Source organism: Agrobacterium sp. GD03872 (assembly GCF_029840625.1).
Taxonomy (GTDB): Bacteria; Pseudomonadota; Alphaproteobacteria; order Rhizobiales; family Rhizobiaceae; genus Agrobacterium; species Agrobacterium fabrum_A.
In genome coordinates this window covers 29,566-44,357 of record NZ_JAOCCY010000010.1, presented here as the reverse complement: position 1 = coordinate 44,357, position 14,792 = coordinate 29,566, and the positions used below count along the sequence as shown (strand labels likewise).

At 60.6% G+C, this 14,792-nt stretch carries 18 protein-coding genes and 1 pseudogene; 8 read left to right on the top strand and 11 right to left on the bottom strand.

Going from position 1 to position 14,792, the window contains the following annotated elements; translation table 11 throughout:
* The first annotated feature begins 118 nt into the window (after positions 1-118).
* The 6 genes from traC to N5D22_RS19275 all read left to right on the top strand — a co-directional run bounded on the left by traC (position 119) and on the right by N5D22_RS19275 (position 3,821).
* Complete coding sequence (gene traC, locus N5D22_RS19300) at positions 119-415, top strand: conjugal transfer protein TraC (RefSeq protein WP_279657343.1); 297 nt, start codon at positions 119-121, stop codon at positions 413-415.
* 4 nt (positions 416-419) lie between these two features.
* Positions 420-635: a type IV conjugative transfer system coupling protein TraD gene (locus tag N5D22_RS19295; protein WP_279657342.1), complete on the top strand. Its 216-nt coding sequence runs from the start codon at positions 420-422 to the stop codon at positions 633-635.
* Complete coding sequence (gene traG / locus N5D22_RS19290) at positions 622-2,589, top strand: Ti-type conjugative transfer system protein TraG (RefSeq protein ID WP_279657341.1); 1,968 nt, start codon at positions 622-624, stop codon at positions 2,587-2,589. Before N5D22_RS19295 ends, traG begins: the two co-directional genes overlap by 14 nt.
* Positions 2,586-2,783 carry a hypothetical protein gene (locus N5D22_RS19285; RefSeq protein ID WP_279657340.1) on the top strand — a complete coding sequence of 66 codons (198 nt, stop codon included), beginning with the start codon at positions 2,586-2,588 and terminating at the stop codon, positions 2,781-2,783. Before traG ends, N5D22_RS19285 begins: the two co-directional genes overlap by 4 nt.
* Before the next feature lie 93 nt (positions 2,784-2,876).
* The gene (locus N5D22_RS19280; RefSeq protein WP_279657427.1) at positions 2,877-3,284 is read left to right on the top strand and encodes a thermonuclease family protein; all 408 of its coding nucleotides are present in this window, start codon (positions 2,877-2,879) and stop codon (positions 3,282-3,284) included.
* 282 nt (positions 3,285-3,566) lie between these two features.
* A complete protein-coding gene (locus N5D22_RS19275) occupies positions 3,567-3,821 on the top strand; it encodes a WGR domain-containing protein (RefSeq protein ID WP_347881162.1) in 255 nt (84 codons plus the stop codon).
* A gap of 74 nt (positions 3,822-3,895) precedes the next feature.
* On the opposite strand, the gene N5D22_RS19270 is transcribed toward N5D22_RS19275, so the two are convergent.
* From N5D22_RS19270 to N5D22_RS19235, 8 genes and pseudogenes are all read right to left on the bottom strand, one after another.
* Positions 3,896-4,069, bottom strand: coding sequence for a hypothetical protein (locus N5D22_RS19270; protein WP_279657339.1), 174 nt, complete (start codon positions 4,067-4,069; stop codon positions 3,896-3,898).
* A gap of 276 nt (positions 4,070-4,345) precedes the next feature.
* Positions 4,346-4,507, bottom strand: coding sequence for a hypothetical protein (locus tag N5D22_RS19265; protein ID WP_279657432.1), 162 nt, complete (start codon positions 4,505-4,507; stop codon positions 4,346-4,348).
* A gap of 319 nt (positions 4,508-4,826) precedes the next feature.
* Positions 4,827-5,138 carry a DUF736 domain-containing protein gene (locus N5D22_RS19260; RefSeq protein WP_279657338.1) on the bottom strand — a complete coding sequence of 104 codons (312 nt, stop codon included), beginning with the start codon at positions 5,136-5,138 and terminating at the stop codon, positions 4,827-4,829.
* Positions 5,139-5,712: 574 nt separating this feature from the next.
* Entirely contained in the window at positions 5,713-6,402 is a 690-nt protein-coding gene (locus N5D22_RS19255; RefSeq protein ID WP_279657424.1) for a Crp/Fnr family transcriptional regulator, read from the bottom strand.
* A 1,041-nt stretch (positions 6,403-7,443) separates the two neighbouring features.
* Positions 7,444-7,701: a type II toxin-antitoxin system Phd/YefM family antitoxin gene (locus tag N5D22_RS19250; protein ID WP_279657337.1), complete on the bottom strand. Its 258-nt coding sequence runs from the start codon at positions 7,699-7,701 to the stop codon at positions 7,444-7,446.
* Positions 7,702-7,858: 157 nt separating this feature from the next.
* Positions 7,859-8,176: a DUF736 domain-containing protein gene (locus tag N5D22_RS19245; RefSeq protein ID WP_279657336.1), complete on the bottom strand. Its 318-nt coding sequence runs from the start codon at positions 8,174-8,176 to the stop codon at positions 7,859-7,861.
* Positions 8,177-8,834: 658 nt separating this feature from the next.
* Positions 8,835-9,784 (bottom strand): annotated as a pseudogene (locus tag N5D22_RS19240) (hypothetical protein).
* Between the two features lie 37 nt (positions 9,785-9,821).
* Positions 9,822-10,334, bottom strand: a complete 513-nt coding sequence (locus tag N5D22_RS19235) for a hypothetical protein (RefSeq protein ID WP_279657335.1) — start codon at positions 10,332-10,334, stop codon at positions 9,822-9,824.
* 251 nt (positions 10,335-10,585) lie between these two features.
* Between N5D22_RS19235 and N5D22_RS19230 the strand changes: the two genes are divergently transcribed.
* Positions 10,586-11,770, top strand: coding sequence for an IS110 family transposase (locus N5D22_RS19230; RefSeq protein ID WP_279657334.1), 1,185 nt, complete (start codon positions 10,586-10,588; stop codon positions 11,768-11,770).
* 8 nt (positions 11,771-11,778) lie between these two features.
* Here N5D22_RS19230 and N5D22_RS19225 read toward each other — a convergent pair whose 3' ends face one another.
* Complete coding sequence (locus N5D22_RS19225) at positions 11,779-12,705, bottom strand: zincin-like metallopeptidase domain-containing protein (RefSeq protein ID WP_279657333.1); 927 nt, start codon at positions 12,703-12,705, stop codon at positions 11,779-11,781.
* Positions 12,706-13,008: 303 nt separating this feature from the next.
* Positions 13,009-13,416: a helix-turn-helix transcriptional regulator gene (locus tag N5D22_RS19220; RefSeq protein WP_279657332.1), complete on the bottom strand. Its 408-nt coding sequence runs from the start codon at positions 13,414-13,416 to the stop codon at positions 13,009-13,011.
* Between N5D22_RS19220 and N5D22_RS19215 the strand changes: the two genes are divergently transcribed.
* A complete protein-coding gene (locus N5D22_RS19215) occupies positions 13,403-13,723 on the top strand; it encodes a helix-turn-helix transcriptional regulator (RefSeq protein WP_347881161.1) in 321 nt (106 codons plus the stop codon). The two genes, N5D22_RS19220 and N5D22_RS19215, sit on opposite strands and share 14 nt — an antisense overlap.
* Positions 13,724-13,788: 65 nt before the next feature.
* Here N5D22_RS19215 and N5D22_RS19210 read toward each other — a convergent pair whose 3' ends face one another.
* Positions 13,789-14,400 (bottom strand): hypothetical protein, encoded by a 612-nt coding sequence (locus N5D22_RS19210; RefSeq protein WP_279657331.1) that lies wholly within the window; start codon positions 14,398-14,400, stop codon positions 13,789-13,791.
* Positions 14,401-14,792: the final 392 nt, after the last annotated feature.

Sequence of the window (14,792 nt, the reverse complement as noted above, 5' to 3'; positions counted from 1 at the left end):
GGATCATTCGCCAAAAGCTGGCGCTTTGGCGAGGTGCTAATTGACACCTCGCGTCCGGGAGAAAATTGGGAAAGGATTCCGGCATCACATTCACATCCGACGCCGGAAAGGAAAGCCGATGAAGAAGCCCTCCTCGAAAATACGTGATGAAATCGTCAAGCTTCAGGAGCAGCTGAAACTCGCAGAAACACGTGAGGCCGAGCGGATCGGACGCGTCGCGCTCAAGGCCGGCCTTGGCGATATCGACATTGAGGAGGGGGAGTTGCAGGCGGCGTTCGAGGAACTGGCGAAGCGGTTTCGCGGAGGCAAAACCGGATCGTCCGGGAAGGCAAAAGCCGGTACAAGCGAGCCGGCCAGCGCTCCCCCATCGGCGGTCGGCCTTGGCACGACTGCGGGCCAACCTGGCGAGGCTTGAGCGGATGCAAAAGCTATCCGTGGCAGAAGCCCGCAAGAAGGATGCCCGCGAGAAGATCGAGCTGGGTGGCCTGATCGTCAAGGCGGGGTTGCGGTATGAGAAGCGCGCGCTCCTGCTCGGACTTCTGATCGATGCCGGCCGCAGGATCGAGGCAGACGAGACCGAACGGTCGAGGCTGATAGCGATAGGGGCGGAGGCGTTCGGTAATGACCGCGAATAGGATCATGCTCGCAATGATCCCGCCGCTGATCATGATCGTCACGGCGCTGGTTTTGCCGGGCATCGAACAATGGCTGGCGGCATTCGGCAAGACCGAGCAGGCCAAGCTGACCCTCGCGCGGATCGGATTGGCCCTACCTTACGTGTCTGGGGCGGCCATAGGTCTCATGTCGTTATTTGCCACGAACGGATCGGCGAATATCAAGACGGCAGGATGGAGTGTGTTCGCAGGCTGCACCGCCATCATCGGCATCGCCGTGATCAGAGAAGGATACCGGCTCTGGGCCTTGAGCGACGCGGTCGCGGCCGGCCGTTCCGTCCTTTCCTATGCGGATCCTGCGACGATGACAGGCGGGGCGGTCGCGATGTTTGCGGGTCTGTTCGCGATCCGAGTTGCGATGCTCGGCAACGCGGCCTTCGCACGCTCGGAGCCGAAGCGAATCCGCGGCAGGCGTGCGCTGCACGGCGAGGCCGAATGGATGAAGCTGCAGGACGCGGAAAAGCTGTTTTCCGAAGCTGGCGGTATTGTGATCGGCGAAAAATATCGCGTCGACCGCGACAGCACGGCGGCGCTCGCATTCCGCGCCGACCGCCCCGAGACCTGGGGCGCCGGCGGCAAGGCGCCGCTGCTTTGTTTCGACGGCTCGTTCGGTTCTTCGCATGGTATCGTCTTTGCCGGTTCGGGCGGATTCAAAACGACTTCGGTGACGATCCCTACGGCCCTGAAATGGGGCGGTCCGTTGATCGTCCTCGATCCGTCGAACGAAGTCGCGCCGATGGTCAGCGCGCATCGTGGCCGGGCCGGCCGCGACATCCACATACTCGATCCCCGAAACTCCGAGGTCGGGTTGAACGTCCTGGACTGGATCGGCCGTCACGGCAATACGAAAGAGGAAGACATCGCGGCTGTGGCCTCATGGATCATGAGTGACAGCGGACGGGCGACGGGTGTTCGCGACGACTTTTTTCGCTCGTCGGGACTACAGCTTTTGACCGCCATGATCGCGGACGTATGTCTCTCCGGGCATACCCGGCCGGAACATCAGACGCTCCGGCAAGTGCGTCAGAATCTTGCCGAGCCCGAGCCGAAGCTGCGTGAACGGCTGCAGACCATTCACGCCAACTCCAAATCTGATTTCGTGAAGGAGAACGTCGCGGCTTTCGTCAACATGACACCGGAAACCTTCTCCGGCGTCTATGCCAATGCGGTCAAGGAGACCCATTGGCTTTCCTATCCGAACTATGCAGCACTTGTGTCGGGATCAAGCTTTACCACTGAAGACATAGCGGGCGGTTCTGTGGATGTGTTTCTCAATATCGATCTCAAGACGTTGGAAACCCATTCCGGCCTCGCGCGCGTCATCATCGGATCGTTTCTGAACGCGATCTACAATCGTGACGGCGCGATGAAGGGCCGCGCGCTCTTTCTTTTGGATGAGGTGGCCAGGCTCGGCTACATGCGCATTCTGGAAACTGCTCGCGACGCCGGCCGAAAATACGGCATTACACTGACGATGATCTATCAGTCGATCGGTCAGCTGCGCGAAACCTTCGGCGGGCGGGACGCCGCCAGCAAGTGGTTCGAGAGCGCGAGCTGGATTTCGTTTGCCGCGATCAACGACCCTGAGACCGCTGAATATATCTCGCGCCGTTGCGGCACGACCACGGTCGAGATCGACCAGGTCAGCCGATCGTTTCAGGCGAGCGGCTCGTCCAGAACCCGTTCCAAGCAATTGGCGGCGCGGCCGCTGATCCAGCCCCACGAGGTGTTGCGCATGCGGGCGGACGAACAGGTTGTGTTCACTGCCGGCAATCCTCCGCTTCGATGCGGCCGCGCCATCTGGTTCCGGCGCGAGGACATGAAGTCGTGCCTCGCCGAAAACAGATTTCACAGGTTCGCCGCAGGCATGCCTGCGCCGGATGCCTACTCAAATAGCGCTGAGGTTGAACGATGAGATATTGGGAAGCCTGTGAAGCGCAGGTCACCGGTGAGGAAGCGATTGATGAATGCCGCATCCATCTGGTCGAGGCCGTGGTCCGAGGCGCCGATTCCGCTTTGATTGATGTGCAGACGGACGACGTCATCGCTTATGCTGACGAAGCGGGAGAGTATTTCGGTGCCGACATTCTTGGATGGTTGGGATACTGATCGATGACATTGCGACGTCATCAACAACGCAGCGAGGGAACGCCAGTGATGTTCTCGGGCCGCGATCTGACCACCCTGTCGATTTGGAAAGGCATGCCAGTCGTTGCATCTTTCGTTGCCATGATTGGAATCGCGCAGGCGACCGATACACTCGAGGGTTCCTTTGCTTTATGCGGGACGGGCAAGCGGATCACCTGCGTCGTCGATGGGGATACGTTCTGGCTCGAGGGAACCAAGATCCGCATCGCCGATATCGACGCGCCTGAGATCTCCGAGCCCGCCTGTCAGGCCGAGCGCCGAGCGGGCGAAGTCGCGCGGGAGCGGTTGCTCCAATTGCTCAATGCCGGACCTTTCTCGCTTGTCGCTGGCGATCGCGACCAGGATCGTTATGGGCGGAAGTTGCGCATCGTCCTGCGGCAGAACGCTTCTCTCGGTGAAACCCTGGTCAGAGAGGGCCTCGCCCGACACTGGAAAAGCCCACGTGTAAGTTGGTGCCGATAAGCGGCAAGTGGCGAGCATGGTGCGCGCGATATATCATCCTGGTATGTCAGCGGAACGACTCCTTCCCCCGGGCGTCGGCCGGCGCGCGAGAGGATCGCAACCCGCATGGGCCGAAACCGCGAAGGGGGTTCGGTGCGCCTGCGCATAGAGCCGTGCGGCGAAGCCGTCTCGCCCAACTCTATCTCGAGCGACTACAAACGCATCACGGAAATGAATCGGTGTCCCCTGAACGATTCATAAGTCTCGTTGGACCGAAAGAGCAGAAATGCCGATCCTGCCGGCATGCTGGCTCAACCCTACCATCTTTATGTCGAACGCACGGATGCCTCCCGGAATATGGCCCGTTACTATGTCATGGAGATTTCCATGACGCTATTCGGTGACACCTGCCTCACGCGGCAATGGGGACGGATCGGCCAGCGAGGACAGAAGAAGGTCCATCATTTCGAACGGGAAGAAGAAGCGGTTCACCTGTTCCTCGATCTCACGCGCCAGAAGCGGGCGCGCGGCTACAGCCCCAAGCCATCCAGGCCGTGAACTGCGCAGGCTTGGGCCAGCGCCGCCAACCTCGTTCGCATGCAATCGGGGCCGCCTGAGCGGCCCCGATCTCTTCATCGCAAACGATTGCTATCGCGTTCGTAGCTGATCTCGATCTCGACGAAGAACGGGACCTTGATGGCGACCTTCAGGCCAAGCTTCCCACGACGGAAGAAGTGACAGATCACCTGAGCGAGGATGCCGAGACGGCGGCCGGTGGCGTTGAGGAACTGGGCGAGGCGGTTCATGAGATTTCTCCTTGTTGATGCGGTTGTCGCGGGGACGGATTGCAGACCGGAAAGGAATGCCGCATCGGCACGACCGCAACGAAGTGGAGGACCGTTAGGCGCCGGAATTTTGGGTTGGGCGGGGAGCTGAAGGCGGAGAAAATTCTGGCGGCTTACGGTTGAGGCATGACGCTCGGGATGCACGATCCCCGGGATAGACGACCGTCCTCGACAAGCAGGAATGAACCCCGCGCGGCACCGCCACGGCCGCCGCCGGTGGGCAATGATGGGCCGCCCTCAGAAGGGCGGCTCTGCGTCGATGGCGCCGTCCTGCTCGGCCAGGATCACCGACAACTCGGCCTGGGCAAGTTCGAGTTCGGCTTCGATCTGGCGGCGCTCTGCCGGATCGCAATGGTTCAACTCGGCCTTCAGTTCCTCGATGTGCAATTCGATCGTCATCGTCATCTCCTGATGTTTGAGAAAGATGACGCCCGCAGTCGGGGAGACGGGGCAGGGTCAAGGATCGCGATAGCGACCGCCGGAGGCGGCGAGGGGAGGAACCGATTTTTCTGTCCGGCCCATGAGGGTCGGGCATAAAAATTGGCGGAGGCCGCTCGTCCTTGAGGCTGGCGCGGCTCCCCGGCATCCTCGGCGGATCTGAGCAGACCCCTTATCTCTCCGTATGCCACCGAAAGAGGAGGAGCCGGGCTCGATGCCCGGCTCCTCCTTACTATCAGCGAGGCAAGAGCCCCGCCTTGTGGGCGGGGCCGAATCCCGATCAGGCTTCGCGCTTGGGGCGGTTCCAGACCAGCGTGTAGTCGCCTTCGGTCTGGCTCGGCCACAGGGCCGCGTTGATCGGGGCGTTGAAGCTCGGATCGTCAAGGGTGACCGAGATGTAGGGCTCGCCGTCGCCGGAGATCTTGTTCCAGCCGGCGCCCACTTCGGCGGCACCTGCGGTGATGCGGAAGTCCGGGGCATCGCGGGAGGTGCGCTCGATCGGGTTGAGGCGGGCCTTCATGGAGACGGTGAGGGTGCGGACCTGGCCGGTGATTGCGTTGCCGTTGGTGGTGAATTCGCCGATGACTGCCATTGTCGTGATCCTTTCGGGTTGTTCGGGCCGCGACCACCGCGACCTCGATGGCTGTCAAAAGATCGGGGACGATCGGACCGCATCCCGCAGGGGCCGCAACGAAGTGGAGGACGGCCGGGCGATGGCTTTTTGCTTCGCGATGCAAAGCGCGCCTGCGCGCGGCGGAAAAAGGCAACGGCCGACCGTTGCGGGAGGACGATTGAGGCGCTGCCGGTCTTCGATCATACATGCCACATCGAGGACGCAGTTGGACGCGCCCAACGTCGCTAACCCGGTTGGATTTCAACTATGGCGTCGACGATTGCGGAAGTTCACGATGCGACGCAATATCTGTGCTCGCCACGCTATAGCTTTCGATCATGCTCGTCCCGAAAAACTTATTCGAGTGCATTTGGAATCCAGCCCGACATCGGTGGAATCGGGAAGTCCCACTTGCGGCAGTCGGACGAGCTCGCGGCGGGATTAGTCGCCCCTGACGATCTTACAATGCTGTGACGGTGATTGTCTTCGTTTCAACGACCGACCCGCCGTGGCAAGCGGAATCGGAGACAACAAAGCACAGCGTTGGCTTGCACTATTCAATACCGCCCGCTCGCTTGAGCCTGGCCAGATCAGGGCAATTCACAATTCGCTTGTTTTGGATGGATATGATTGCGGTCTTGCGGAGATTGGTCATCTGCCGGCTCACCGTTTCAATTGTCAGCCCCAGAAAATCAGCCATTTCTTCGCGGGTCAGCGGAAGTTCGAATTCTACGTTGGTGGCGTTCAAGACATTGTTCTTGTCCGCAATGAAATATAGAAAAGTGGCAACCTTCTCGAGCGCCTTTTTGCGACCGAGCGTCAGCATCCAATCCCGTGCGAGATCCAGATCCGCCAACGTCTGCTCGTGCAGCCTGTGTTGCAATTCCTGCTGTTCGGCAAGCAGGCGGTCCATTGTCGTTTTCGGGATGACACAGACTTCAAGGTCAACCGCGGCTTCCGCTGTGACCGGGCTTTCAGCTGAAAAAGGACGGCCGACAAAATCCGAGGAGAATTGGAGGCCGACAATCTGTTGACGGCCATCGGATAAAAGCTTCGAGAGCTTCACAACGCCTCTCAGGACGTTGACATAGCTTGCAACCGGCTCGCCTTGCCCTACCAAACGGGAACCCGCATCAAGGCGTCTATGCTTGACGGCTTTGCCCAGCTCTCTCAATTGCGCAGGCGCCAGCACTTTACATATTCCGCCTGTGCCGATCTGACAGGATGTGCATGCGACCGGCAGCGTACCTCCACGATCGTCATCTCTGGGATCGTAGCCAGCTACGGTTTTCCTTCTATCGGCATTCACAACGCTCCTCCGCGGCAGCCTGCTCATACAGAGAATGTGGAATGCAGCTTGAATTGTAAATCGTCAATTTTACGGTCATGCGTTGGGTTGCCACAAAAATTACGGGGGTGATTTGCCGGGAAGGAAAGTACGCATCGATCCTACCTCGTGCCGGGAACGTTCGACTTCGCCTCGAGCACGAGTGATTTTCGAGGAGCGCTCTGGTATAAATGAAGAGTATCGGAGAAATCAGCATCGCGCCGCCATGGGCGGGATTTCGGGAATTCTCGTCGCGCATTGAGCGGAAAGAAAGGCAGCCGCAGGAGGCTCAGCATAGCGACCCGAAGGGTGAGCCGGGACCGACTGCCGCCACTCATGCGCTCCGCCTGGATGCATCCGGACGAAGAAGGGGTCGGTGCAAAGAAGATGCGAAGCTTGCTTCTGGTATCGCGAGATGTGCGCGTCACCCGAGTGGGCGCAAGACCGCTGCGCGGGCTTCGTGAGCGCAGCGAATAGCACACGGTCGCCGAAGGCGGCTCGCCCGCTCCTTACGATGTCATAGACCCGGAAGCGGTGCTCGGCCAATTGTCAGTCTGCGCGGTCGACCTGTGCATCCATACGAGAAAGAAATGGCTTGAAGGCTGAGGCGACCTTGGCCAGAAAGCCCTTGCTGAAGCTGCCCAGCATCTCGGCGTTCGGATCATACAGAACGACGCTTCCGCAATGTCGTGATTGAACTCCGAGACGGTAATCCAGGCTTCCTTCCAGTCTCGGACTCCCGCTCGCCGACATTCCAGCTGCGGAATTTCCGGGGTGGATTGATCCGGACGTGGCGGCGTCCCGGAGATTGCCAGGATGATGAGATGTGTCTGCTTACCCTTCGGCAGGGCGAGAACCAGGCAGACGGGACGGGATTTCCGGCCCTCGGGTTCGCCCTTGTCACGCTGCCACGCCCAAAGATACGGGTATCGCAGGATCGAGCCGCTGACAGGAATATCAGCCATCGGTCTCTCGCCCTTCCGCAATCAGCCGATCACGTTCGGGCATGATGATGTCGACGAGTTCTTGTGGCGCTTCATTGGCGCCATAGACGCGTCGAGGATCGCCCCTGGTTTTCATGGCCTCGAATTCGTCATAAGTCATCAAGACATAGCGCGGCTTGCGATGCTGGGTGATGGCGACAGGTTGGCGGTCGACCGCCATCGTCACCGTCTTGATGTCTCTGAGAAGTTCGACGGTGGTAAATCTCTGCATGGGCGCGCTCCTTCAACTTAATCGAATTATACGAATTATTTGACTATTCTGCGCGGGATCGCCTCTCGATTGCAGGCAAACCGAAGCCGGGTTCGACGCCCGGCCTCGGCTTCAGTTGGATGCGGGTGGGCCCCGCCTTTCGGCGGGGCGATGCGGATCATGCCTCGCGCTTGGGGCGGTTCCAGATGAGAGCGTACTCGCCGTCTTTTTCGCCCGGCCACAGGGCCGCGGTGATCGGGGCGTTGAAGCTCGGGTCGTCGAGCTTGACCGAGATGTATTCCTCGCCGTCGTTGGAGATCGCCTTCCAGCCTGCGCCGACTTCGACGCCGTTGCCGGCGGTGATGCGGAAGTCGGGGGCGTCGCGCGAGACGCGTTCGACGGGGTTGAGACGAGCCCGCATGCTGACGGTGAGGGTGCGCACGTTGCCGGTGATGGAGTTGTTGCCGTTGGTTGCGAATTCGCCGATGACTGCCATTGTCGTGTTCCTTTTCGGTTTCTCGTGCCGCGCCCGCCGCGGCCTCGATGGCGGTGTAAGGACCGATGGCGATCGACGCCGCACCCGCCGGGGTCCCCGCTGCGCCTGCGCGGGTGGGGTGGCTTTGGGCCGCAACGAAGTGGAGGGCGGCCGGTAGCCACTTTCTTGGCTTCCGCGAGGAATGCGAACCTGTTCGCAGGGGAAGAAAGTTGCGGACGGCCGTTGCGGTCAAGACGATCGAGACGAAGGCGTCCTTCGGTCACACCAAATCCATCGAGTTCTGCGTGGGTGTGGCCGGCGACCGTCGAATGAACGTGTTTGCCGGGGACATCGACGATTGTTCGGCGACGGCTGCCTGCGATCGCCGCAAGAGTGCACACGGACCACGCTGCGGGTGCGTTCCTGCCATTGATCGCTTTGCCGCTGTCCGTCCGTGCGCATCACCATGCTATCGTGACATTTGGCCGCTTGCGAGAATGCGCCTTCCTTGATGGCATGTTATCCGGGATATGCTGCAATGCGCCCACACCAAGCACTCATGCCGTGCTGGCCCACATACAGGCGGGGTCCTGGCAGTGGAGCGGGCCGTGAATACGCGAGTCTTAACGGCCGAACGAAGAGACGGGCTCACTCGGCATGTTTTGAGCCGGGTCAGACATTATACGCCGCACATGCCCTCGCACTCGTTGCCGAACAGATCGAGTTGGCCGTGGTCAGCAAGCGTCGAAAGATCCGCCTGTTTGAGCGCAACGCACGATCGATGGAGATAGACCTCGCCCCGAATGCCACGAATGCCGCGAATGCCGTTACGCAATGCGTTGTCGACCTCGACCGCGTCATGCCAGCTCTCGCGATCGTGGTCGTGCATATGCCGCCACCTGGCATTTTCGTGGAAGGGGCAGCCGATGCACGCGCTACGCGGCGGTTCGGGGTAGCCGTGACGGCGGAGCCAGTGAAGGCAATCCTGACGGTTCATCCGCTTCTCGATCAGGGGAAATCGCTTCACCTGCAGGGCTCGAAACTTGGTTTGGCCCTGATCAATTCGTCGCAACTAATCCCGATCCAGGTTTCGACCACGGGATAATCCGGAGACCGCTTGCGCCTCAGACCTACGAGTTCGCGGATTTTCCGCCGGATCGGCTCGATCTTGAAGCTGGTCGTGCATTGACGACGGATCATGCCGATCGACACGGTCTCCGTCGCCGTGGATCGAGAACCCACTTCGATCAGTTCACCATCGTCGTCTTCGTCCAATACCGGGATCTCGGCACCAGCGGGGGTCACGGTCTTCGTAAAGCCCGGAATGGACGCCCAACGTTTTCCTTGACCAGCGGCCAGGATTTCGTCGCGGATATTACCGGCCGAGACGACATGCACTGGGAACGGCAATACGTTCGGCGACATCAGCCATCGCAGATGTTCATAGACGGCGCCAGGCTCCCAACCTGTGTCGGCGAAGATGGCGCAGTCGGGCATTGGGCCAATCTCGCCATGGGCGGCCATGAGCGCGAGGGTCGTGGACTGGACGCCGGCGCCGAGCGACAGCGTTCGAAGACGAATGGAAGAGCGCTCACCGCTCTCCCTTTGTTCAACCGGGGAGAAGAGCATCAGCTTTTCTCCCGGTCCGTGCCTTCGAGCCACAATCTCAACTCGCGGCGCATAAATCCGATGGGCCCGTTGATCTCACTGACGCGAGCGTCCGAGGACACATGACCAGCGTCCTGGAACAGGCCCACAAGATGCCGCATGACATCGAGTTAAAGATGTCCGCCACGAGAGCGACATCGGAAAACGCCGGACCGTGTGGCCCGTCACGCAGCGAATAGATATGCATGCCGGGATGCTCGCCCGATGGCATGCGTCGTCGTTGGGTTTTCGCTCGTGGCCAGCGCGTGCCCAGATCGCCGGCCATCATGGCGTCTGCCATCTCAGCCGTCATGCGGGCATCGTAGATCTCGATCGGTGTGTCGGCCGCGCGGAAGCCGAGATGCGCGGAAAGAAAGGCGACTTTGGCTTTCTCTCCATCGGGATCGACCGCGCGAAGAGTGCGCCATAGAGGTCCGTCGTAGCGCTCGATTGCTCGAAGATATTTCTGCTCCCCTCGTTTTGTCGCTGAGCAAGCGAGGATGAGCAGGCGTTCGGAGGCCAGGATAGCCATCACGCGGCCCTACCAATGAAGTGCGTTTCAACATCTGCCTTTCCGGCACGGCTTTTAAGGCCGAGTATGTTGGAAGGCAGGAGACCGGGTATGGCTATCATGCTGGCCGCCCTCGATGGCTCGGGAGGCAGATCCGCCTGGTCTCCACACCTGACCCGACCGCTGATTAGGCTCTGCGGATCATCGCTGTGTAGGGCGAGGACGGCGTGGGAAGGTTGCCGCTTAAAGGAGGACACTTCAGGGAGGAAGCCATGCACTTCTACGTCGGCATCGATGCCGCCAAGGACATTCATTGGGCCTGCGTGATCAGCGCGGACGCAAAGCCCATCTTCAGCCATGCCGTCAGAAACGATCCGGAAGGGATCGCTGCACTGATCGGCGAACTGTCGGTGCTGGAAGCCGAAAGCATAACCGTCGCCCTCGACTTGCTGGGCGGTTGTGCCACGCTGCTCTGCGCGATGCTGGCCGACGACGGCATGCGTATCGTTCACACGCCTGGCCTTGCGGTCAACCGTGCGCGGCAGGGTATGCGCGGCGGAGAGAACAAATCCGATCCTCGCGATGCCGCGACAATCGCCGATCTCGCACGAACCCGCGCCGATCTGCGGCCGGTCGAGACTGAGACCGAGATCGATGTAGACATCCGCCTGCTCGTCGGTCGACGCCGCGAAGTCGTCGTTGATCAGACCCGACGCCTTGCGCGCCTGCGCGATCTGTTGTCCTCGCTCTTTCCGGCGCTGGAAAGGCGCATCGACGTGAAGACCAAGGCCGGCCTCGTCTTCCTGAGCCTGTTCGCCGCTCCGCACGAGTTGCGCAGCGCCAAGCCGCATCATCTCGTCCGCTCGCTGACGAAGGCCTATCCCCGCATGCGGGATGCCCAGACCATGGCCCAGGATGCCGTTGCTCTGGCCAAGGCTCAAGCCATCGACGTGCCCGGCGCGCAGACCCGAGCCAGGCTGGTCAAGGACCTCGCCGCCGAAGCTCTGGCCGCCCGGGCCCAGCGCGACCGCATCGACGCCGATCTCGAAACCCTTCTCGAAAGCCACCCTGATGCGGCCCTCATCCGAAGCCTGCCGGGGATGGGGGCCGTGCTGACGGCAGACTTCATCGCTTGTGTCGGTTCCGGCCACCGCTTCCAATCGGCCGATGCGTTGGCCGCCGCAGCCGGTCTCACGCCCGTCCTGCGTCAGTCCGGCAAATCCAGAGCCATCCGACGCTCCACAGGCGGCAATAAGAACCTCAAGCGCGTCTTCTTCCAGTCCGCCTTCAACGCGCTCGCAGATCCGGAAAGCCGAGCCTTTTACGACCGAAAACGCGCCGAGGGGAAACGTCACAATCAAGCCGTCATCGCCCTCGCGAGACGACGCGTAAACGTCGTATGGGCAATTCTCCAAACAAGAAACCCATTCACCGCTAACTTCAAAAATGCAGCTTGACGAAACCATTAGGCTGCCTCCTTCGCGTTCGAGAGCGCCGGCTGCAGGTCATGGAGATAATTGACGGCGCGCTGGGCGTGCGCAGCTGCCTGAAAAATCGCGCGCTTGTCGCCTGACAGAACCGTCAGCCATGATTGCAGGTAGGACGCGTGATCCGGTCGCGGCTCAAGTTCGGGAGAAATTCCGAGATCGGCGCACAAAAAAACGCTCCCAAGTTCCGCAATGAGCTCTTCGCGGCTTCGCTCGGATCGGTCCTTGTGATAGCGGCTAAGATCGCGGTTCAGGCGATGCTTTGCCCCGACCCAATGGGTCGATTCATGAGAAAGCGTCGCATAGTAGCTTTCCGCATCCCTGAAGCTTTCGAACGGCGGCATCTGGATATGGTCAGTGACGGGGCTGAAGAATGCCTGGTTGCCGCCGCGACGGATGATCGCACCGGTATTGCGAAAGAAATCGTCGGCATGGGCAATCCGTTCGATCGGATCCGCGACCGTGGCGGCGGGTTGGTAGTATTGATCCGGAAGTCCGTCGATTTGTTCGACGTTGAACACCGAATACGCTTTCAGGAACGGGATTTCCCGATCGACCTCACCGCCATTGCCATCGGTTGCGGATTTTGTGAAGCGACTGGCAAATACCACGGTTGAGCCGGTCTCGCCTTTCCGGACCGCAGCTCCCAGTTCAAGGGCTTGCTTGAACGTCATCCACACCGATGACGCAAAGCCTCGTTCCAGGCCTTCCGACCAGAGCAACAGCACATTCATGCCGGAGTAGGGGAGACCATTATGGCGAAGCGGGCGGGTGATCCGTCCCGTTGCATTGGCTACATTCCATGGCTTCATCCATGGGCACACGCCCTGTTCAAGATCGGCGATGATCCTGTCTGTGATCTTCGTATAGACGTCGATCCGTTCGCCTTCTGATTTCCTGCTCATTTTCTTAACCTCCATCTCAGGAGGCCGCGCCAGTCGCGGCCCCGTCACGGAGGGCGTAAGCAGGGGCCGTCAGGCGGGGAGGCGCACCGGAACGGCCGCAACAAAGTGGAGGACGGCGCAGCCGTTGCGACTTGCCGCTGGCGCCTGCAGAACCGACGGAAGGGACGGGGTCGCGACCTGTGTCGCGTCTACCTGAACCGCAGACGCATCGGCATTGTCGAGAAGAGGTGAACGGGAATGTTCATGCGGGATCGGGCATCGGACGCATCGAGATAAAATATGACCGCGAAGCGGACGACCAACTTATGCCTCGTCGACCCCTTTCGAGATCGCCGCGACGAGTCCGACCACTCTCTTTCGGATCGCGGGCGAGGAAATTTTCCCAAAGGCAATATTCAATTGCCGTCCTTCATCGGTCGCCAGAAATGCCATGACGGGATCATTCAACGCGATGGAATCGTCTTTGTTATCCGCAGCGCTCAGTTCGCCGAAGAAATAGGAAACCGGGACGCCGAGAATCTGAGCAATATGGCTGAGCCGGCTGGAGCCAACACGATTGGTGCCCTTTTCATACTTCTGCACTTGCTGAAACGTGATGCCGAGAGCCGTTCCGAGTGTGCCCTGGCTCATGCCGATCATCTTTCTGCGCAGCAGGATGCGCTTTCCGACCTCAACGTCTACGGGATGCGGTTTCTTTGTGTTCATCTGCAATGATTTCCCCCTCGTCACGCCGGAACAATACAACGACCGGTATGTAGAGTTTACTCCGTGGCTGTATTCTCTACAAGGCGATCAATCTCGTGCCATGATGATACGAGAAACATTCGCCGCCAATCTCCGGGACCGCCGGACCGCTCAAAATATTTCCCAGGAAGAGCTGGCCCATCGCGCTGGATTGGACCGAACCTATATCAGCTCTCTGGAACGCTGTATCTACAGCCCCACCATCGACGTGGTCCAGAAGATCGCAGACGTTCTCGACACCACGGCCGCCGATCTCCTTAAATTGCGTTCTTAAGGCGCCTGCAGTGCCTCAAAGTCCGACACGCGAGATGGCGGAGCCGAAGCTCCGCCACGCTGACCTCAGTCGAAGGCCGACATCTGTGCCGCGGCCGCCTTGCGGTCGAGCGTCTGGCCGGGATTTTCGACCGGTCGGTCAAAGGGCTTCCAGACCTCACCGACAATCTGCTCGTAGGCAGACACCGCACCTTCGGCTGCAACGCGCAATGCGTGCGCCTGAATGCCCATGTCAGCCGCGAATTCGCGCTTGCGCTGGGCGGCACTGTCGTAACCGACGGGGCCATCAAGGTCCTCGTCCCGGTCGTCAGCCGCACCCTTGGCGGTAGCGTCGCGCGCTTCGCTTACGGCTTTGCTGTAGAACTGGCCGGCTCCGTGCGCCGATCCGACATAGGCCCCGACGATGCGCTGGAGATGGATCTGCATCGCGCGTTCACCGAGGCCTTCTGCGAGACCGGCTGCGGTCTCGACGATCATGCGCTCGTGCATGTCGCGGATGCCGTCGCTGTCGAGAATAGCGGTGCCAAAGCTCTCGGCGATTCTGAGCGCCTGGGCCTCGTCGGGGCATGTCAGGCGCACCATCTCGATCGTGGCGCCCTTGCGGAGCTGGACGACGCGGGCAGAAGGGCGAGCGGCCGAGAGTGTGGATTGACGTGAAGGGGTTGCGGGCTTTGCCATGGTGAAATCCTTTTCGGTTTTCCGAAGCGTTCGGCCTCCTGGCCGTTCTGTCCTTCGGTGCGGTCGAAAGGAACCGGCGCAGACCGGGCGTTTCAGGGTCCGGGCAGGCCAGATCGAGAAAAGCCGGGGCGCGCGCAAGCGGGACCGCAGGTCCTGAGAAGCGCGCGTGCCTGCTTTGCGACAAGCGGCATGACCGGCCGTCCCGCGGCGCGGAACGCGGCCTTGAAACGAATGGGCGATGGTTCAGACCGCCACAAAACCGAAGGGCAGGACGGCCGGGAGGGCAATCCCGGATATCGGAGCCGGAAAAAAAGCCATGCAAAGTCCGCGCCAGACCCGTCACGCAACCATGTCTCTGATCAATCGGAGAGTTGCGCCCCTATGTCCAGGAT